Source organism: Modicisalibacter coralii, assembly GCF_004117855.1.
In the GTDB taxonomy this organism is placed as follows: domain Bacteria; phylum Pseudomonadota; class Gammaproteobacteria; order Pseudomonadales; family Halomonadaceae; genus Modicisalibacter; species Modicisalibacter coralii.
Genome location: NZ_QWBW01000006.1, coordinates 15,510 through 33,529, shown reverse-complemented (window position 1 = coordinate 33,529; position 18,020 = coordinate 15,510). Strand labels below are relative to the sequence as shown.

At 67.2% G+C, this 18,020-nt stretch carries 16 protein-coding genes; 10 read left to right on the top strand and 6 right to left on the bottom strand.

Features of this window, described 5'->3' with window-relative positions; genetic code table 11:
- Nucleotides 1–11 precede the first annotated feature (11 nt).
- Both D0901_RS00655 and D0901_RS00650 read right to left on the bottom strand, forming a co-directional pair.
- Entirely contained in the window at nt 12–1,802 is a 1,791-nt protein-coding gene (locus tag D0901_RS00655; RefSeq protein ID WP_129138361.1) for a thiamine pyrophosphate-requiring protein, read from the bottom strand.
- Between the two features lie 153 nt (nt 1,803–1,955).
- Nucleotides 1,956–3,533 (bottom strand): FMN-binding glutamate synthase family protein, encoded by a 1,578-nt coding sequence (locus D0901_RS00650; RefSeq protein ID WP_129138360.1) that lies wholly within the window; start codon nt 3,531–3,533, stop codon nt 1,956–1,958.
- Nucleotides 3,534–3,835: 302 nt separating this feature from the next.
- Between D0901_RS00650 and D0901_RS00645 the strand changes: the two genes are divergently transcribed.
- The 3 genes from D0901_RS00645 to D0901_RS00635 all read left to right on the top strand — a co-directional run bounded on the left by D0901_RS00645 (nt 3,836) and on the right by D0901_RS00635 (nt 8,002).
- On the top strand, nt 3,836–5,341 hold the full coding sequence (locus D0901_RS00645; protein WP_129138359.1) for a fumarate hydratase: 1,506 nt from the start codon (nt 3,836–3,838) through the stop codon (nt 5,339–5,341).
- A 191-nt stretch (nt 5,342–5,532) separates the two neighbouring features.
- Nucleotides 5,533–6,951: a cardiolipin synthase gene (gene cls / locus D0901_RS00640; protein WP_129138358.1), complete on the top strand. Its 1,419-nt coding sequence runs from the start codon at nt 5,533–5,535 to the stop codon at nt 6,949–6,951.
- Between the two features lie 133 nt (nt 6,952–7,084).
- On the top strand, nt 7,085–8,002 hold the full coding sequence (locus D0901_RS00635) for a LysR substrate-binding domain-containing protein (RefSeq protein WP_129138357.1): 918 nt from the start codon (nt 7,085–7,087) through the stop codon (nt 8,000–8,002).
- 63 nt (nt 8,003–8,065) lie between these two features.
- Here D0901_RS00635 and D0901_RS00630 read toward each other — a convergent pair whose 3' ends face one another.
- Nucleotides 8,066–9,163, bottom strand: coding sequence for a bifunctional nicotinamide-nucleotide adenylyltransferase/Nudix hydroxylase (locus tag D0901_RS00630; RefSeq protein WP_129138356.1), 1,098 nt, complete (start codon nt 9,161–9,163; stop codon nt 8,066–8,068).
- A gap of 143 nt (nt 9,164–9,306) precedes the next feature.
- On the opposite strand from D0901_RS00630, the gene D0901_RS00625 reads away from it, so the two are divergent.
- Entirely contained in the window at nt 9,307–10,212 is a 906-nt protein-coding gene (locus D0901_RS00625) for a YihY/virulence factor BrkB family protein (RefSeq protein WP_224417189.1), read from the top strand.
- A 104-nt stretch (nt 10,213–10,316) separates the two neighbouring features.
- Nucleotides 10,317–10,589: an acylphosphatase gene (yccX, locus tag D0901_RS00620; protein ID WP_129138354.1), complete on the top strand. Its 273-nt coding sequence runs from the start codon at nt 10,317–10,319 to the stop codon at nt 10,587–10,589.
- 57 nt (nt 10,590–10,646) lie between these two features.
- On the opposite strand, the gene D0901_RS00615 is transcribed toward yccX, so the two are convergent.
- The 3 genes from D0901_RS00615 to D0901_RS00605 all read right to left on the bottom strand — a co-directional run bounded on the left by D0901_RS00615 (nt 10,647) and on the right by D0901_RS00605 (nt 13,561).
- Entirely contained in the window at nt 10,647–11,588 is a 942-nt protein-coding gene (locus D0901_RS00615) for a nucleoside hydrolase (protein ID WP_129138353.1), read from the bottom strand.
- A 35-nt stretch (nt 11,589–11,623) separates the two neighbouring features.
- The gene (locus D0901_RS00610; RefSeq protein ID WP_129138352.1) at nt 11,624–12,544 is read right to left on the bottom strand and encodes a ribokinase; all 921 of its coding nucleotides are present in this window, start codon (nt 12,542–12,544) and stop codon (nt 11,624–11,626) included.
- 78 nt (nt 12,545–12,622) lie between these two features.
- Complete coding sequence (locus tag D0901_RS00605; protein WP_129138351.1) at nt 12,623–13,561, bottom strand: D-2-hydroxyacid dehydrogenase; 939 nt, start codon at nt 13,559–13,561, stop codon at nt 12,623–12,625.
- A 195-nt stretch (nt 13,562–13,756) separates the two neighbouring features.
- On the opposite strand from D0901_RS00605, the gene D0901_RS00600 reads away from it, so the two are divergent.
- The 5 genes from D0901_RS00600 to ruvA all read left to right on the top strand — a co-directional run bounded on the left by D0901_RS00600 (nt 13,757) and on the right by ruvA (nt 18,016).
- Nucleotides 13,757–14,023 carry an FmdB family zinc ribbon protein gene (locus D0901_RS00600; protein ID WP_129138350.1) on the top strand — a complete coding sequence of 89 codons (267 nt, stop codon included), beginning with the start codon at nt 13,757–13,759 and terminating at the stop codon, nt 14,021–14,023.
- Between the two features lie 62 nt (nt 14,024–14,085).
- Entirely contained in the window at nt 14,086–15,867 is a 1,782-nt protein-coding gene (aspS, locus tag D0901_RS00595; protein WP_129138349.1) for an aspartate--tRNA ligase, read from the top strand.
- A 138-nt stretch (nt 15,868–16,005) separates the two neighbouring features.
- Nucleotides 16,006–16,755 carry a YebC/PmpR family DNA-binding transcriptional regulator gene (locus tag D0901_RS00590; RefSeq protein WP_129138348.1) on the top strand — a complete coding sequence of 250 codons (750 nt, stop codon included), beginning with the start codon at nt 16,006–16,008 and terminating at the stop codon, nt 16,753–16,755.
- 45 nt (nt 16,756–16,800) lie between these two features.
- On the top strand, nt 16,801–17,340 hold the full coding sequence (gene ruvC, locus D0901_RS00585; RefSeq protein WP_129138347.1) for a crossover junction endodeoxyribonuclease RuvC: 540 nt from the start codon (nt 16,801–16,803) through the stop codon (nt 17,338–17,340).
- A 67-nt stretch (nt 17,341–17,407) separates the two neighbouring features.
- Entirely contained in the window at nt 17,408–18,016 is a 609-nt protein-coding gene (gene ruvA, locus D0901_RS00580; protein WP_129138346.1) for a Holliday junction branch migration protein RuvA, read from the top strand.
- Nucleotides 18,017–18,020: the final 4 nt, after the last annotated feature.

Here is an 18,020-nt window from a genome sequence, read left to right as displayed (position 1 = left end):
GCGCGGCCATGTCAGGAGCGGTTGCGCCCCAGCAGGCTGCGTCCCAGTTGCTTGGCGGACAACCGCGCGTGGTGGGTGGCCGAGGAATCGCCCTTGAGCATCGAACTCAGGTAGTGCTTGGCCTGCTCGAACTTGATGTGCGGGGGCAGCGGGGCGATGTCGCCGTCGGTGTAGGCGTTGATCACCACCGGGCGGTCGGCGGCGAAGGCCTCGTCCCAGACCCGGTCGATCTCCTCGGCGCGCTCCAGGCGCAGCCCCGTGAAACCCAGCATCCGGGCGTATTCGTCGAAGGCGAAGTCGGGCAGGTCCTGCGAGGTGTCGAAGCGCGGGTCGCCTTCCATGACGCGCTGCTCCCAGGTCACCTGGCTGAGATCGCGATTGTTGAGCACCAGCACGATGCACTGCGGGTTCTCCCACTCGCGCCAGTACTTGGCCAGGGTGATCAGCGCCTGGTTGCCGAGCATCTGCATGGCGCCGTCGCCGACCATCGCCACCGCCGGACGGTGCGGGTGGGCGAACTTGGCCGCCAGCAGGTAGGGCACGCCGTTGCCCATCGAGGCCAGGCCGCCGGACACCGAGCCCAGCATGCCGCGGCGGATCTTCAGGTAGCGTGCGTACCAGTTGGTGGCGGACCCCACGTCGCAGCTCAGCAGCACGTCGTCGGGCAGCCGCGGCGAGAGCGCCTGGAACAGCCGCTGCGGGTTGATCGGTGCGGCATCGGTTTCGGCGCGTTCGTCGGTGATTCGCCACCACTCGTCGATCCAGCCCTGGACGCGCTCGCGCCACTCGCGGTTGTCCTTGCGCGCCACGCGCTCGGTCAGGGCGGCCAGCGTGCCGCGGGCGTCGCCGTGCAGGTTGATCTCGGTCGGGTAGCGCAGCCCCAGCGCCTCGGGGGCGACGTCGATCTGGATGGCGCGTGCCTGGTCCGACTTGGGCAGGAATTCGGCGTAGGGAAAGCGCGTGCCGACCAGCAGCAGGGTGTCGCACTCCTCCATCATCTTCTCGCTGGCCTCGGTGCCCAGCAGGCCGATGGTGCCGGTCATGCCGGGCACATCGTCCGGGACCATGGTCTTGGCCAGGATCGCCTTGGCCACGCCGGCGCCGAGACACTCGGCGAGCTCCAGCAGCTCGTCCACCGCGTGCTTGACGCCGGCGCCGGCGAGGATCGCCACCTTCTCGCCCTGGTCGAGCAGCTCGGCCGCGGCGTCGAGATCCTCGGCCGCGGGGAGACGCTGCGGGCGCCGATAGCCGACGCCCGAGAACACCGCGCCGTGGGCGGCGGGCGGATCGGCCATGGGCAGGTCCTGCACGTCGTTGGGCAGGATCACGCAGGTCACGGTGCGCTCGGCGATGGCGATGCGCAGTGCCTGATCGATGACGTGCCGCGCCTGGGCGGGCTCGGTGACCATCTGCACGTAATCGCCGGCGACGTCCTTGAACAGCGCGATCAGGTCGAGCTCCTGCTGGTAGTCGGTGCCCAGGCTCATGCGCGCCTGCTGGCCGACGATCGCCACCGCCGGCATGTGATCCTTGCGGGCGTCGTAGAGGCCGTTGAGCAGGTGGACCGCGCCGGGCCCGGAGGTCGCCACGCAGACCCCCACCTGATCGCTGAACTTGGCGTGGCCGCTGGCCATGAAGGCGGCGACCTCCTCGTGGCGGGGCTGGATCAGGCGCGGCCCGTCGTCGGCGCGCCGCAGGGCCGCCATGAAGCCGTTGATGCCGTCGCCCGAATAACCGTAGAGACGCTCGATACCCCAGTCCCTGAGGCGCGAGACGATGAAATCGCTGACCGTGTCTGACATGCATTCCCTCCTTTGGATGACGATCTCGGTATCGCGAGGACCCGGTCGTGGTAACGCCGCCGGCAAGCGGCCGGCGACGTGACAGTAAGCCTAGGCAACCAAGCCTGGGTTTGTAGGAAAAGGCGGCGAGCGCAGGCCGTTTTGGTATAGCGCCTAGAAGCGATCGGCCCGGGCGGCCTCCCAGTGCGGCGCATAGGCCGCCGGAATCTCGCTGCCGTCGAGCAACTGACCCGGACGCAGCGGAACGAGGTGCTGCTGGTAGCTGACCGCCGGGGTGTAGTCGTTGCGATGGTAGATCATGTCGGGCGTCAGCTTGTCCGGGTGGTCGACCCCCATCGCGCCGGTCAGATCGCGAAAGGCCTTGAGGGTGCCCGCGTGGTAATTGGCGACCCGCCAGGCCTTCTCCTCGACGTTGATGGCGCGGCTGCGCTTGGGGTCCTGGGTGGTGACCCCGGTGGGGCACTGGTTGGTGTGGCAGCGGCGCGCCTGGATGCAGCCCACCGAGAACATGAACGGTCGGGCGGCGTTGCACATGTCGGCGCCCAGCGCCATCTTGACCACCATGTCGAAGCCCAGCGCGACCTTGCCGCTGGCGATCAGCTTGAGGTCGTCGCGCAGGCCGGTGCCGACGAGACACTGGTGCACGAACGGCAACGCCTCGTTGATGTAGTTGCCCAGGCGGTCCGAGAACTCCTGCGGGGCGGCGCCGGTGCCGCCCTCGGCACCGTCGATGGTGATGAAGTCGGGACGGATGCCGGTTTCCCGCATCGCCTTGCAGAGGCTCAGGAATTCGCTGCGCTTGCCGAGGCACATCTTCATGCCCACCGGCTTGCCCCCGGAGAGTTCGCGCAGGCGGACGATGAACTCCAGCAGCCCGATCGGGGTATCGAACTCGGGGTGCGAAGCCGGCGACTGGCAATCCTTGCCGGCCTCGATCTGACGGGTCTCGGCGATCTCCTGGTTGACCTTCCCCCCCGGCAGCAGGCCGCCATGGGAGGGCTTGGCGCCCTGGGAGAGCTTGAGTTCGATCATCTTGACCTGGTCCTCACGGGCCTTGTCGCGGAACACCTCGGCGTCGAAGCGGCCCTCCCGGGTGCGGCAACCGAAATAGGCGGTACCCAGTTCCCAGATCAGATCGCCGCCATGACGCTGGTGATAGGGGCTGATGGCGCCTTCGCCGGTGTTGTGGGCGAAGCCGCCCCGCTTGGCACCCAGGTTCATGGCCAGCACCGCCGTACCCGACAGCGAGCCGAAACTCATCGCCGAGATGTTCAGGCGCGAGGCGTGGTAGGGGCGCTCGCACTGCGGCCCGCCGACGGTGATGCGGGTGACGTCCTCGGCCACGTCCTTGGGCACCAGCGAATGTTCGGAGAAGTCGAACCCGGCGGCCTCGAAATCGCGCAGGGTGCCGAACGGCGAGGTATCGGCTTTACCGTCGGCACGGGCATTGATCAGCGTGCGCTGGGCGCGGCTGAAGGGGCGGCCGCTCTGCTCGGACTCGAAGAAATACTGGCGCAGCTCGGGGCGCACGAATTCCAGCATGTAACGCAGGTGACCGATGATCGGGTAGTTGTTGAGCACGTTGTGCCGCGAGCGCAGGTCGTAAATGCCGAGCAGGGCCATTGCCAGCCACACGATGAGCAGGTAGGAGGCGGGGGGCCAGAACACCAGCCAGACGGAGATGATGGCGAGGGCGAGGAACAGAAACGAGACGAAGTGGCGACGGTACATGAGCATCCCTGCAAGTAGTCGGTTGATCGCGAGCGACGCGCCGGACGTCCCAGTTCGGCGCGTCGGTCCACCCCGTTAGTTTGGTAAGAGTGAGGCGGAGTTGCAAAAGTCTACTTTTTATACCGTTATCTTTATAGTCGGGAACAAAAGGCTGTGAGGTCGGGTGGTAGCCTTTCGGGATGCCAGGCGCGAGCGCTGCCGTGGCCGGTGGGGATAGGGTATAATCCGGGGCCACGGAGATTCGCCGCAGACACCTGATGGTCCGCGGCGAGTTGCTTGTCACTCGAAGGAGTTCCTGCCACATGACCGTGATCCGCCAGGATGACCTGATCCAGAGCGTCGCCGATGCGCTGCAGTACATTTCGTATTACCACCCCAAGGATTTCATCGAGGCCATGCATGCGGCCTACCAGCGCGAGGAAAATCCGGCGGCGCGCGATGCCATCGCGCAGATCCTGATCAACTCGCGGATGTGTGCCACGGGCCACCGTCCGATCTGCCAGGACACCGGGATCGTCACCGTCTTCGTGCACGTCGGCATGAACGTGCGTTTCGAGACCGACATGAGTCTCGACGACATGATCAACGAGGGCGTGCGCCGGGCCTACACGCACCCCGATAACGTGCTGCGCGCCTCGGTGCTGGCCGATCCGGACGGCAAGCGCCAGAACACCCGGGACAACACGCCCGCGGTCATTCACCACAAGCTGGTGCCCGGCGACACCGTCGAGGTGCACGTCGCCGCCAAGGGTGGCGGCAGCGAAGCCAAGTCCAAGTTCGCCATGCTCAACCCCTCCGACAACGTGGTCGACTGGGTGCTCGAGCAGTTGCCCAAGATGGGGGCCGGCTGGTGCCCGCCCGGGATGCTGGGTATCGGCATCGGCGGCACCGCCGAGAAGGCCATGGAACTCGCCAAGGAGTCGCTGCTGGATCCGATCGACATTCAGGAACTCCAGGCGCGGGGCGCCTCGACGCGCGCCGAGGAACTGCGGCTCGAGCTCTACGACAAGGTCAACCGGACCGGCATCGGCGCCCAGGGGCTGGGCGGACTGACCACGGTGCTCGACATCAAGGTCAAGGATTATCCGACTCACGCCGCCAACAAGCCGGTGGCGATCATCCCCAACTGTGCCGCCACGCGCCACGTGCACTTCACCCTCGACGGCAGCGGGGCCGCCGAACTCCCGGTGCCCAGGCTCGAGGACTGGCCGGAGATCACCCGCGAGGTCGGCGACAACGTCAAGCGCGTCGATCTCGACACGGTCACCGCCGAGGACGTGCGCAACTGGCAGCCGGGCGACACGCTGCTGCTCAACGGCAAGCTGCTCACCGGCCGCGACGCCGCGCACAAGCGGATGGTCGACATGCTCGCCAAGGGCGAGAGCCTTCCCGTGGATCTCAAGGGCCGCTTCATCTACTACGTGGGGCCCGTGGATCCGGTGGGCGACGAGGTCGTCGGCCCCGCCGGTCCGACCACCGCCACGCGCATGGACAAGTTCACCCGCACCATGCTCGAACAGACCGGCCTGCTGGGCATGGTCGGCAAGGCCGAGCGCGGGCCCACGGCGATCGAGGCGATCCGTGACAACCGGGCGGTCTATCTGATGGCCGTGGGCGGTGCCGCCTATCTGGTCGCCCAGGCCATCAAGGCCTCACGGGTGGTCGGCTTCGAGGACCTGGGCATGGAAGCGATCTATGAATTCGAGGTCGAGGACATGCCGGTGACCGTGGCCGTGGATTCCAGCGGCGAGTCGGTCCACCGGACCGGTCCGGCCAAGTGGCAGGCGATCATCGCCGAACCGGCCTGATCGGCGGATGACCGACGCGGCGGCGTCGGCCGCGACGCCGCCTGCCAGCCACGTCAACGACGAGGGAACGCCATGCGACGTGCAGGACGCGCCCATCAGCATGCCTCGATCGCCCCCTGCCGGGGCGGCGCGGGGATACGCCGCGCCGGGCGAGGGGCGTTCGGCCCGGTCACGCCGGGCGGGAGCGTGCGATGACCTCCTGGTTGCTGGGCCTCGGTGTCTTCGTGATCCATCTCACCGGTGCGGTCTCCGCCGTGCTGGCGTTGATGTCGAGTCGCACGTCGCAGGGGGCGGTGGCCTGGATCATCTCCCTGGTGACCTTTCCCTATCTGGCGCTGCCGGCCTACTGGATCTTCGGTCGGCCGCGCTTCTACGGTTACGTGTCGGCGCGGGGTGAACGGGACACGGCGCTGCGCCGTGTGCTGCAGCGCTATCGGCCGCTGATCGAGCCGTACCTGGCCGACGTGCGTCAGGGCAACGTGCATGCCGTGGAAAAGCTGGCGATGATGCCGCTGACCAGCGGCAATCGCGCCGAACTGCTGATCGACGGCGAGGCCACCTTCGAGAGCCTGTTCGCGGGCATCGAGTCGGCGAGCCGCTATGTGCTGGTGCAGTTCTTCATCATCCGTCGCGACCGCCTGGGGCTGGCGCTCAAGGATCGACTGGAACGCAAGGCGCAGCAGGGTGTGCGCGTCCACCTGCTGTATGACGAGATCGGCAGCCGGGCCCTGGACGAGGGCTATCTGGAGGATCTCCGGCGTGCCGGTGTGGAGGTGAGCGCCTTCAATTCGTCGCGCGGCGTGCGCCATCGTTTCCAGCTGAACTTTCGCAATCACCGCAAGGTGGTGGTGGTCGATGGCGTTCAGGGCTGGACCGGCGGGCTCAACGTGGGGACCGAGTATCTCGGCGAGAACCCGCGTCACGGTGCCTGGCGGGATACCCACCTGCGCCTCGCCGGACCCAGTGTGCTGGGCCTTCAGGAGGCATTCTGGGAAGACTGGCACTGGGCGACCGGCCGGGTCATCGACCTGACCTGGATGCCGGAGGTGACCTGCGAGGAGTGCCAGAACGTGGTCATCGTGCCGTCGGGGCCGGCCGACGCCCAGGAGACCGCGAGCCTGTTCATGCAGCACAACATCACCAGCGCCCAGCATCGGCTATGGGTGACCAGTCCCTATTTCGTGCCCGATCAGGGCGTGCAGGACGCCCTGCGGCTGGCCGCCATGCGCGGGGTGGACGTGCGCGTGATGATGCCCGAGCGGCCCGACCATCTGCTGGTGTTTCTCTCGGCGTTCTCCTTTCTGCCGGACATGATTCGGGCGGGCGTCAAGATCTATCGCTATCAGCCGGGCTTTCTGCATCAGAAGGTCTTGCTGATCGACGATCACAGCGCGGCCGTGGGGACGGTCAACCTGGACAATCGCTCCTTCCGGCTGAATTTCGAGATCACCGCCTTCATTCCCGACCGGGGGTTCGCCGCCGAGGTGGAGACGATGCTCGAGCGCGATTTCACGCACTGCCGTCAGGTCACCCTGGAAGAACTCCAGCAGCGCTCGCTGTGGCGCAAGCTGGTCTCGCGCGCGGCTTACCTGCTGGCCCCGGTCCAGTGAACATTCATGGCGGGTGGACAAGGTGTTGCAAAACATCGACATAGGCGTGGAGCCGGGGTGGGAGCTTGGGTAAAATCGTGGCTTCGGCGGTGAGTGGTGGCACTCGCGCCCGCCAACGGCAAGTGGAGTCGCGGTGAACCTCGAAACGAAATGGCTGGAAGACTTCGTCGCCCTGGCCAACACACGCAGCTTTTCCGCCTCGGCGCGGCAGCGCCACGTCACGCAGCCGGCCTTCAGCCGGCGCATCCGTTCGCTGGAACAGGCGGTCGGCGCGACCCTGGTCGATCGTTCGACGACCCCCGTGGGTCTGACCCCCGAAGGGCAGCTGTTTCTGGTTACGGCGCGCAACCTGGTCGAGCAGCTCGGCGAATGTCTCGGTCATCTGCGCGGGCTGGCGATGGCCAACGAGGCGCTGGACATCGTCGCGGCACACTCGCTGGCGCTGGCGTTCTATCCGCGCTGGATCTCGCGCTTGCAGAAGGGGGTCGGCGAACTGCCCACCCGCCTAGTGGCCATGAACGTGGGCGATGCCATCCACGTCCTGCGCGAAGGCAACTGCGATCTGATGCTCGGCTATCACGACCCCTATGCCACCATGCAGCTCGATGCCGAGGCCTTTCCCTCCTTCTCGATCGGCAAGGCGATGATGCTGCCGGTCTGTGTCCCCGATGAGCGGGGACGGCCGCGATTTCCGCTCGAGGGTGACGAGGCGATTCCGTTCCTGGCCTATACCCAGGGGGCCTTTCTGGGACGCTCGGTGCGCATGCTGCTCAAGAACGATCCGACCCGGATGCGGCTCAAGACCGTCTACGAGACGGCGATGGCCGAGGGGCTCAAGGGCATGGCGTTGCAGGGCGTGGGCATGGCCTGGATTCCCGATTTCTGTATCCGCGAGGAACTCGACGATGGGCGTCTGGTGAGGGCCGGCGATGCCCACTGGGACATTCCGCTCGAGGTCAGGCTGTATCGCTGTTCGCTGGTGCACAAGCCGGGCGTGGAGCGGCTGTGGCGGCAGATGACCAAGCTGCCGCGGGATTTCCTGCAGGCCTGATCCGGCCGTGCTGTGTCAGAGGGCGTTGATCGGCTCGACGAGCGCAGGCCTCTCAAGGCCCTTTCAGGGGCTGGCCCAGCCGGCCGGAAGCCCCAGAAAATTCTGAATGATGAAGAAGTGATCCTCGAACAGGGTCTCGGGTTCGAGGTCGGCGAGCGCCACCCAGCTCGCCCGATCGCCGCCGCGGGTGGCTTTCAGACGCGGCAGTTGCTGCTCGGGGCGCAAGGCGAAGTAGAAGGCCTCGGCCAGGGTGCGCCCCCGCCAGCTGCGATGCGGGTCGTCGAACAGCCGCTGATCGCGCAGCGAGCCCTTGAGCACCGGTTCCGGAACCTTGAGGCGGACCCGCTCCTTGAGTTCGCGAAGACAGGCATCGAGCAGCCGCTCCTGGGGGTGGATGAAGCCGCCCGGCAAGGCGTACAGCCCCTTGCCGGGCGCGGCGGTGCGCCTGACCAGCAGCACGTGGCCGGACTGCACGACCACGGCGTTGACGGTGACGAAGATCGGCGGGTAGGGCGCCTGGGCCCAGGCGCTGCGATACTGTTCGAGCAACGCTTGCTCTTCGAGCAACTGGTCGCAGGCGGGCGTCGACTGGAAGGCCTCGAGGGCGCGATGCACGTGGGCCGGCAAATCGTGGCCGGCGTCGTCAGCCAAGTAGGCGCTGCCCGAAGCCCGGGAATGGAAGAGCCGCTCGCGGATACGGCTTGCCGAGATGGCGTCGACCAGCGGCACGCTGACCGACTCCCACTGCGGAAACAGGCTCAGGTAGTAGCTGGACTGGCCCCGGCTGGCACCGATCAGGCCGATGCGCGGCAGCTTGCCGTGGCAGGGCCGGGCGATGTCGCGGACCTTGCGCTGGACATCGCGGACCCAGACGTCGTCGTTGTAGAGCGCATCGAGCAGTGGCTCGATCTCCAGGCGGGCGTTGTCGTCGTCGTCGAAGCCGCTGCGCAGCATGTCGCGGCGTTCCTCGAAGCGCCAGGGGTTGCGCAGCGAGCGCGCCTGCCAGGCGGAACCGATCAGCACGATGACCTGGCGTGCCCGCTTCAATGCCTCGTGAATCACCGTCAGATGGCCCAGATGCGGCGGCTGGAACCGGCCGATGAAGACCAGGCAGTCGAAGTCGTGGCCGGTGGCGGGTGGCGAGGGGTTGGCGGGCACCATCTGTCTCCGATCGGAAAGGCGCGGCCATTATGGTGGCCGGCCTTGCCGGCTGCAAGGCGCGCCGGGCATGGAATGGGTTGGCGATTTTTCACGGCCGCCGCGCTTGGTTATGCTGGGATCCGTTTTCCGAACAGGACGTTCCCGTGCTCGTCAAGACCCCCCTCCGCTGGATTCGCATCCTCCGCGACGCCGTCAAGCTGTGGCTGGACCGCAACGCCTTCAGCTACGCCGGATCGCTGGCTTTCTACACGCTGTTCTCGCTGGCGCCGACGGTGATCATCGCGGTCACGGTGATCGGTGTGGTGCTGGGCGAGGAAGCGGCACAGGGCCAGATCGTCGCCAACCTGCAGGGAATGATCGGCCCCGGGGCCGCCGAGGCGGTGCAGAACGCCGTCGCCGCCTCGCGCATCCAGGCGTCGGGGCTGCTGCCCACCCTGCTGGGCGTGTTCACGCTGCTGGTGGGCGCCACCACGGTGTTCGCCCAGATGCAGTACTCGTTCAACGTGCTGTGGGGGGTCACCGCCAATCCCGACCGCAACAGCCTGCTCATCTTTCTCAAGCAGCGCGTGATGTCGCTGGCCGTGGTGCTGGCGATCGGCTTCGTGCTGCTGGTCTCGCTGGTACTGGGCGTGGTGATGCGTGCCGTGTTCCGCTTCGCCGGCGATTGGCTGCCGTGGACCGAGACGCTGCTCAGCGGCGCCGAGGTGCTGGTATCGCTGCTGGTCATCGCGCTGTTCTTCGCCACGCTCTTCAAGGTGCTGCCCGACGTGGTGCTGAGCTGGCGCGACGTGGCGGTGGGGGCGCTGGTCACCGCGGTGCTGTTCTCCCTCGGCCGCTACGCCATCGCCGCCTACCTGGCCTATACCGCGACGGCCTCGACCTACGGGGCGGCCGGGTCGGTGGTGCTGATCCTGCTGTGGGTCTACTACTCGTCGTTGATCCTGCTGTTCGGCACGGCGCTCACCCGCACGCATTTCGAAGCCCGCGGCAAGCGTATCGTGCCGCGCAACGTGGCGGTGAAGGTTCGCCATGAGCTGATCAACGACTGAGCGGGCGATGGGCGCAATGTGACCGTGGGCGCCGCCGCGGGTTGGGCGTCGCGCGTCGGGAATGCTACAACGAGGGGCGATACGTCACGACAGGGGAGGAGGCGATGAGCGATTGCTGCGTCAAGGCACGCGTTACCGGCAAGGTGCAGGGTGTCGGCTACCGCGCCGCGACCCGGGAACGGGCGCTGAGTGCGTGCGTGACGGGGTATGCCAGGAATCAGGCGGACGGCAGCGTGGAGGTCGTGCTCTGCGGCCGGGGCGAAGCGGTGAACGGCGTGATCGAATGGTTGTGGAAGGGGCCACCCGCGGCGCGGGTGACCCATGTCGAACTGGCGGGCATCGACTGGCAGGAACACGACACCTTCGTCACCCGCTGAGGGGGTGTCTGCCGGAGGCCCGCCCGCCCCGCAAGTGAGCCTCCGTGGCGTCTCGGCTCAGCTCAGGGTCTCGACGATCCAGTCGACCACCGCCGCGCCGTCGGCGTCGAGGCAGACCTCGGCCAGCGGTGTGGTCGACCAGCGTTCGGTGATGAATGGCCGGCCTTCGGGGGCGAAGATCGTCTGTCCTTCGGCATGTCCCTCGGTGACCACGTTGAGATGGCCGCGCTGGGTGGTGAAGAGTTCCGGCTTCATCAGCCAGGCCAGCGCACAGCTGTCGTGAGGGCAGCAGCCGTCGAAGCCCAGGGCCTGCTGGTAGAAGGCCTTGTAGAATTCGTAGCTGCCGGCCAGGACCTTGCCCAGCTCGCCCTGGGCCTCGGCGATGCGCGCCATCGCCGCCGGATCGAGCACGCACCGGTGGGTGGCGTCGAGCCCCACCATTGTCAGCGGCCAGCCGGCGGTGAGCACGCGGGCGCCGGCGTGCGGGTCGTTGAACAGATTGGCTTCGGCCACCGGCGTGACGTTGCCGCCCTCACGAATCGAGCCGCCCATCACCACCACGCGCTTGACCTTGTCGACGATGCTCGGGTCGATCTGCAGGGCGGCGGCCAGATTGCCCAGCGGAGCGACCGCCACCAGGGTCACCTCGCCGGGGCGGGCATTGACCGTGTCGACGATGAACTGGCCGGCGCTGACCGGTTGTGGCTGCCCCTTGACCGGCGGCAGATCGATGTTGCCCAGGCCGTTGGCGCCGTGGATGTGCGCCGGGGGCGGCGACTTGGGCTTGCTCATCGGTGCCGCGGCGCCCTGGGCGACCGGGATCGACTGGCCCGCCAGCTCGCTGAGCAGCAGGGCGTTGTAGGTGGCAGTGGCCACTTCGACGTTGCCGAAGGTGGTGGTCAGCCCGAGTAGTTCGATGTCGGGGTGCGCCAGGGCGATGGCGATCGCCTGGGCGTCGTCGACGCCGGGATCGGTGTCGAAGATGATGGGAGTCGTCATGGTCTCGATCCTCGTGTTGGTTCGGTAGGGAAGGGTCACGCTTCGTCGAGGGGCAGCTCGTCCCACGTTCGGGTCGCTTCGGCGACCTCGCTGAAGACCGGGATGCTGGGGGCGGCCCCTTCGCGCTGGACGCACAGCGCCGAGGCGGCACTGGCCAGGCGTAGCGCCTCGACGATGTCGTTGTCGCGCTGCAGCGCGGCCATGAAGTAGCCGATGAAGGTATCGCCGGCCGCCGTGGTGTCGATTGCCTCGACCGAATGGGCGGGTAGCCGCAGGCGTCGCGTGGCGTCCTGGAAGACCACCCCGTCGCGGCCCAGGGTCAGGACCACCTGGCTCGTGGGCAGGCGCTGGCGCAGGGCCTCCAGGAGGCCGTCGACCGTGTCGTGTTCGTTGCGGTCGACCAGCGCGGCGGCCTCGCCGCGGTTGAGGAACAACAACTGGCAACGCTCCAGCGGCAGACGCAGCACGTTGGCCGACATCGGCGCCGGGTTGAAGGCGATGCGCAGTTCCTGGGCCTCGGCACGGATCAGCAAGCGCTCCAGGGCGTTGCATTCGTTCTGCAGCAGCAGCCAGTCGCCGGCCCGGGCCGAGGCCATCAGGGTCGCGAGGTGCGCGTCGGTAAAGCCGTGATTGGCTCCGGGATGCAGAATGATCGCGTTCTCGCCATGGTCGTCGACCTGGATCAGGGCGTGGCCGCTGGGCTCGGCGGTCAGCTCGATGGGGGTGATGTCGACGCCGGCGCTGGCCAGCGTTTCCAGCACCCAGCGGTCCTGCTGGCCGAGTCGCCCCCAGTGGGTAACGTCGCCACCGGCGCGGGCCATGGCCAGCGACTGATTGGCTCCCTTGCCGCCCAGCACCTGGCGATAACCGTGGCTGGTCAGGGTCTCGCCGGGGCGCACCAGATGCGGAACCCGGTAGACATGGTCGATATTGATCGACCCGTAGTTGTAGAGCATGGCGTCTCCTTCGCGGTCGTCCGGACGGTGTGACCCGACGATGCTGATACCGTTATCTCGAGCGGTTTCGCTCGTGTCTCAGCGATTCGCTTTCCAGTGTCTGATGTTGTCGGCCGTGAGTGCGATCACGTTCTGGCGTGCCTCGGGGCTGATCCAGGCGTTATGAGGCGTGACGATCAGGTTGAGCGGTTCCTCGAGCGCGCTCAGCAGGGGGTGGCCGTCGCGGGGCGGTTCGCCGGGCAGCACGTCCACGCCCAGGCCGCCGAGCCGGCCGTCGCGCAGCGCCGTCAGCGCCGCCGCCTCGTCGATGATGCCGCCACGCGCGCAGTTGATCAGCAGGGCACCCGGCTTGAGCCGGGTCAGCAACGCCTCGTCGATCAGGTGGCGTGTCGCCTCGGTGAGCGGGCAGTGCAGGCTGATGATGTCGGCTTCGGGCGCGAGGTCGGCGAGCGGTCTGCGGGAGTCCTCGCCTTCGTTGCCGGGGCGGGCGGCGAAGTCGACGTGCATGCCGAAGGCCTCGGCCAGGCGTGCCACGGCACGTCCGAGCTCGCCGCTGCCGACGATCACCAGACGCTTGCCGTCGAGCTGCAGGGTGCGATGATCGAGCAGACAGAAGATCGGGGCGCGGTTCCAGGCGCCCTCGCGGACATCGCGCTGATAGAGCGGCAGGCGGTTGGCCAGGCTGAGCATCAGCATCAGCGTATGCTGGGCGACGCTGGCCGTGCCGTAGGCGGTGACGTTGCGCACCGTGATCCCCAGTCGCTCGGCGGCGGCCATGTCGATGTTGTTGGTCCCCGTGGCCAGCACGCCGATCATGCGCAACTCGGGCAGGTCGCCGAGCAGGGCCTCGTCGAGCACGACCTTGTTGACCAGCGCGATCTCGGCGCCGGCCAGGCGCTCTCGGCAGGTGTCGGGGGGCGAGAGGTCGTAAACCTCGAGGGTATCGACCTCGCGGTGCAGCGGTTGCAGGTCGATGTCGTCGCCCAGCGTGGCGGCATCGAGTATCACGGCTTTCATGGCAATTCCTTGTCGACGGAAACTTCCTCGCGCCGCCGAGCGACAACTTGCCCGCCCGGGGCCGCGGCACGCTATAATATGCGGCTTTCGCGGCAGGCTTGGAAAGCGCGACGGCTGGCCACATCATAGGGATGATCGCCGTAGGCTCGAGCAGGCTGCCTGCGGCAGAGACTTCGTCACAGAGTGATTAGAACCATGCCCATCTACGAATATGAGTGCAAGGCCTGCGGCCATCGCCTGGAAAAGCTTCAGAAGGTCGGTGCGCCGGCGCTGACCGATTGTCCCGTCTGTCAGGCCAGCGAGTTGTCGCGGCTGATCTCCGCGGCGGGCTTTCGTCTCGCCGGGGGCGGCTGGTACGAGACCGACTTCAAGTCCGGTGGTACCAAGCGCAACCTCGCCGGTGACGCCAGCAAGTCGTCGGGCGGTGACGCCAAGCCGGCCGACAGCAAGGCAACCGCCTGATCGTTCTCCGCCGGCGCCGGCCGGCGGAGAAGCACTCTCAAAGCAACGGAACAGGATTTGACATGCGCAGCCATTATTGCGGCCAGTTGAACGAGACTCTGGTGGACCAGGAGGTCACGCTGTGCGGATGGGTACACCGCCGCCGTGACCACGGGGGAGTGATCTTCCTCGACATGCGCGATCGCGACGGCATCGCCCAGGTCGTGGTCGACCCCGATACCCCGGATGCGTTCGCCCATGCTGACCGCGCCCGCAGCGAATACGTGCTGCGCATCCGCGGGCGCATTCGTCTGCGCCCCGAGGGCACCCAGAATCCCGGCATGCCCACCGGGATGATCGAGGTCCTGGCCAAGGAGGTCGAGGTCCTCAACACCGCCGCCACGCCGCCGTTCCAGCTCGACGAGCACGGCAAGGTGGGCGAGGAGGTACGCCTCAAGTATCGCTACATCGACCTGCGCCGTCCGGAGATGATCGACAAGCTGCGGCTGCGTTCGCGGATCACCCACAGCGTGCGTGCCTATCTCGAGAACGAGGGCTTCCTCGACATCGAGACGCCGGTGCTGACCCGCGCGACCCCGGAAGGTGCCCGCGACTATCTGGTCCCCAGCCGCACCCATGAAGGCCACTTCTTCGCCCTGCCGCAGTCACCGCAGCTGTTCAAGCAGTTGCTGATGGTCTCGGGGCTGGATCGCTACTATCAGGTCGCCAAGTGCTTCCGCGACGAGGACCTGCGCGCCGACCGTCAGCCGGAATTCACCCAGATCGACATCGAGGCCTCGTTCATCGACGAGGAGGCGATCATGGGCATCACCGAGGGCATGATCCGCCAGCTCTTCCACGACGTGCTCGACGTCGAGCTGCCGGCCTTCCCGCGGATGACCTATGCCGAGGCGATGCGCCGTTACGGCTCCGACAAGCCGGACCTGCGTATTCCGCTGGAACTGGTCGACGTCGACGACCTGATGAAGGACGTCGACTTCAAGGTCTTCTCCGGCCCGGCCAACGCCGACGACGGCCGCGTGGCGGCGCTCAAGGTCAGCGGTGGCGCCAAGCTGACCCGCAAGGAGATCGACGAGTACACCCGCTTCGTGGGCATCTACGGTGCCAAGGGGCTGGCCTGGATCAAGGTCAACGAGCGCGCCAAGGGGCTCGAGGGGCTGCAGTCGCCGATCGTCAAGTTCATGGACGGCATCGTGGAGACGCTGCTCGACCGGGTTGGCGCCGAGGACGGCGACATCATCTTCTTCGGCGCCGACAAGGCGCGCATCGTCAGCGAGGCGATCGGCGCGCTGCGCGTCAGGCTCGGCGAGGATCTCGACCTCTATACCCAGGCCTGGGCACCGCTGTGGGTGGTCGACTTCCCGATGTTCGAAGACGACGGCGGTGCTCGCCTGCAGGCGTTGCACCATCCGTTCACGGCGCCGTCCTGCGACGTCGAGACACTCAGGAACAACCCCGTCGAGGCGCTGTCGCGGGCCTACGACATGGTGCTCAACGGTACCGAACTGGGCGGCGGGTCGATCCGTATCCACGACCAGGCGATGCAGCGTGCGGTGCTCGAGGTGCTGGGCATCGGCGAGGACGAGGCCAACGAGAAGTTCGGTTTCCTGCTCGAGGCGCTGAAGTTCGGGGCGCCGCCCCATGGCGGTCTGGCGTTCGGCCTCGACCGGCTGGTGATGCTGATGACCGGGGCGCGCACCATCCGTGAAGTGATCGCCTTCCCCAAGACCCAGAGCGCCGCGGACTTGATGACCGACGCGCCGGGCGAGGTGAGCGCCGAGCAGCTCAAGGAACTCAACATCCGCCTGCGTCAGAAGCCCAAGGTGGCGACCGACGAGGCGTGATGCGCCTGGCCCGGACCGCCGCGACACGGTGGCCCGGGTTCGGTACCCGATGCGGGCCGACGACTCATCGATTCCCGTCACGGCGACCGGCGAGCTGATCACAGCGGCGCCGGTCTTTCCGATTAAGGAGACCATGAGATGGCTGGCCATAGTAAATGGGCGAACATCAAGCACCGCAAGGCGGCGCAGGATGCCAAGAAGGGCAAGGTATTCACCAAGCTGATTCGTGAACTCAGCGTGGCGGCACGCCAGGGTGGCGGCGAGCCCGACGACAATCCGCGACTGCGCGCGGCGGTCGACAAGGCGCTCGCCAACAACATGACCAAGGACACCATCCAGCGGGCGATCGATCGGGGCGCCGGCAATGCCGACGGCGACGCCATGGAAGAGGCCGTCTACGAGGGTTACGGGCCGGACGGTGTCGCGGTGCTGGTCGAATGCCTGACCGACAATCGCAACCGCACGGTGTCCGACGTGCGGCACGCCTTCAGCAAGCACGGCGGCAACCTGGGCACCTCCGGCTCGGTGGCGTTTCTCTTCAACAAGCAGGGGCGGCTGAACTTTGCCGCCGACAGCGACGAGGAGACGATCATGGAAGCGGCCCTGGAGGGCGGCGCCGAGGACGTCGTGACTCACGACGATGGCGCGATCGAGGTGATCACCACGCCCAAGGCCTTCGGCGAGGTCAAGGATGCGCTCGTCGCCCGGGGGCTCGAGCCCGAGCACAGCGAAGTGGGGATGTTTCCCGAGACCTATTCACCGATCGAGGACGTCGAGGTGGCCAGGAAGGTCGTCGGGCTCTTCGACCGCCTCGAGGATCTGGATGACGTACAGAATGTCTATTCCAACGCCGACTTCGCCGACGATGTGCTCGCCGAGCTCCACTGATCCAGCGGCCGGCGCCCGCGTGAGCCGGCATCGGTGGCGCCCGGCATGATCGTGCTGGGCATCGACCCTGGCTCGCGAATCACCGGCTACGGGGTGCTGGATCTCGGCGCGACGCGGCCCGCCTACGTCGCCAGCGGCTGCATCCGCATCAAGGCCGACGACCTGGCTCAGAAGCTGGCCCAGGTCTATGCCGGCGTGGCCGAGTTGATTGCCCGCTATCGCCCGGCGGAATTCGCCATCGAGCAGGTCTTTATGGCGCGCAATCCCGACTCCGCGCTCAAGCTGGGCCAGGCCAGGGGCACGGCGATCGTCTGTGCCGCCAATCACGGCCTGGCGGTGCATGAATACGCGGCCCGCCAGATCAAGCAGGCGGTGACCGGCACCGGAGCGGCCGACAAGGCTCAGGTCCAGCACATGGTGACGGCGCTGCTCGCGCTCGACGCCACGCCCCAGGCGGATGCCGCCGACGCGTTGGCCATCGCCCTGACCCATGCCAATGCCCGCGCCGGCCTGCTGCCACGGGCCGGACGCAGCACCCGGCGTCGCAGCGGACGCCAGGCGTGGCGCGACTTTCGACCCGAGTGAGCCGCGCTGGCCAGTCGTCCGGGTGACCAGTATAGTGATCACCCAGTCATCTCAAGGAAGGTATCGCATGATTGGACGCCTGCGAGGCACCCTGCTGGAAAAGCAGCCCCCCTGGCTGGTCGTCGACGTGGGCGGCGTCGGCTACGAACTCGAGGCCTCGATGAACACCTTGCTGGCCCTGCCGGGCATCGGTGACACCGTTCAGCTCTATACCCATCTGAGCATTCGCGATGATGCGCACCTGCTCTACGGGTTCTTCCGCGAACCCGAGCGGGCGCTGTTCCGGGCGCTGGTCAAGGTCAACGGGGTGGGGCCCAAGCTGGCCCTGGCGATTCTTTCCGGCATGGAGCAGGACCAGTTCATTCGTTGTGTCATGGACAGCGACGTCAAGGCGCTCACCCGGCTCCCCGGGGTCGGCAGGAAGACCGCCGAGCGGTTGATCGTCGAGATGCACGACCGCTTTCCGCACTGGTCCGGCGGGCAGGGCGGTCTCGACGTCGACGGAGCGACGCCTTCCACGTCGCCGGCGAGCGACCCGCAGGCCGACGCCGAGGCGGCGCTGGTGGCGCTGGGCTACAAGCCGACCGAGGCCGGCCGCATGCTCTCGGGACTCGATGAGGGTCTGTCGACGGAAGCGCTGATCAAGGCCGCCCTGGCCCGCAAGTTTGCAGGATAATCCG

What these genes read in the sequence shown, in the direction of transcription:
- D0901_RS00590 (WP_129138348.1), top strand. Translation starts at nt 16,006, where the DNA reads ATGGCTGGCCATAGTAAATGGGCGAACATCAAGCACCGCAAGGCGGCG.
- D0901_RS00655 (WP_129138361.1), bottom strand. Translation starts at nt 1,802, where the DNA reads ATGTCAGACACGGTCAGCGATTTCATCGTCTCGCGCCTCAGGGACTGG.
- cls (WP_129138358.1), top strand. Translation starts at nt 5,533, where the DNA reads ATGACCTCCTGGTTGCTGGGCCTCGGTGTCTTCGTGATCCATCTCACC.
- D0901_RS00650 (WP_129138360.1), bottom strand. Translation starts at nt 3,533, where the DNA reads ATGTACCGTCGCCACTTCGTCTCGTTTCTGTTCCTCGCCCTCGCCATC.
- aspS (WP_129138349.1), top strand. Translation starts at nt 14,086, where the DNA reads ATGCGCAGCCATTATTGCGGCCAGTTGAACGAGACTCTGGTGGACCAG.
- ruvA (WP_129138346.1), top strand. Translation starts at nt 17,408, where the DNA reads ATGATTGGACGCCTGCGAGGCACCCTGCTGGAAAAGCAGCCCCCCTGG.
- D0901_RS00615 (WP_129138353.1), bottom strand. Translation starts at nt 11,588, where the DNA reads ATGACGACTCCCATCATCTTCGACACCGATCCCGGCGTCGACGACGCC.
- yccX (WP_129138354.1), top strand. Translation starts at nt 10,317, where the DNA reads ATGAGCGATTGCTGCGTCAAGGCACGCGTTACCGGCAAGGTGCAGGGT.
- D0901_RS00610 (WP_129138352.1), bottom strand. Translation starts at nt 12,544, where the DNA reads ATGCTCTACAACTACGGGTCGATCAATATCGACCATGTCTACCGGGTT.
- ruvC (WP_129138347.1), top strand. Translation starts at nt 16,801, where the DNA reads ATGATCGTGCTGGGCATCGACCCTGGCTCGCGAATCACCGGCTACGGG.
- D0901_RS00630 (WP_129138356.1), bottom strand. Translation starts at nt 9,163, where the DNA reads ATGGTGCCCGCCAACCCCTCGCCACCCGCCACCGGCCACGACTTCGAC.
- D0901_RS00605 (WP_129138351.1), bottom strand. Translation starts at nt 13,561, where the DNA reads ATGAAAGCCGTGATACTCGATGCCGCCACGCTGGGCGACGACATCGAC.
- D0901_RS00645 (WP_129138359.1), top strand. Translation starts at nt 3,836, where the DNA reads ATGACCGTGATCCGCCAGGATGACCTGATCCAGAGCGTCGCCGATGCG.
- D0901_RS00600 (WP_129138350.1), top strand. Translation starts at nt 13,757, where the DNA reads ATGCCCATCTACGAATATGAGTGCAAGGCCTGCGGCCATCGCCTGGAA.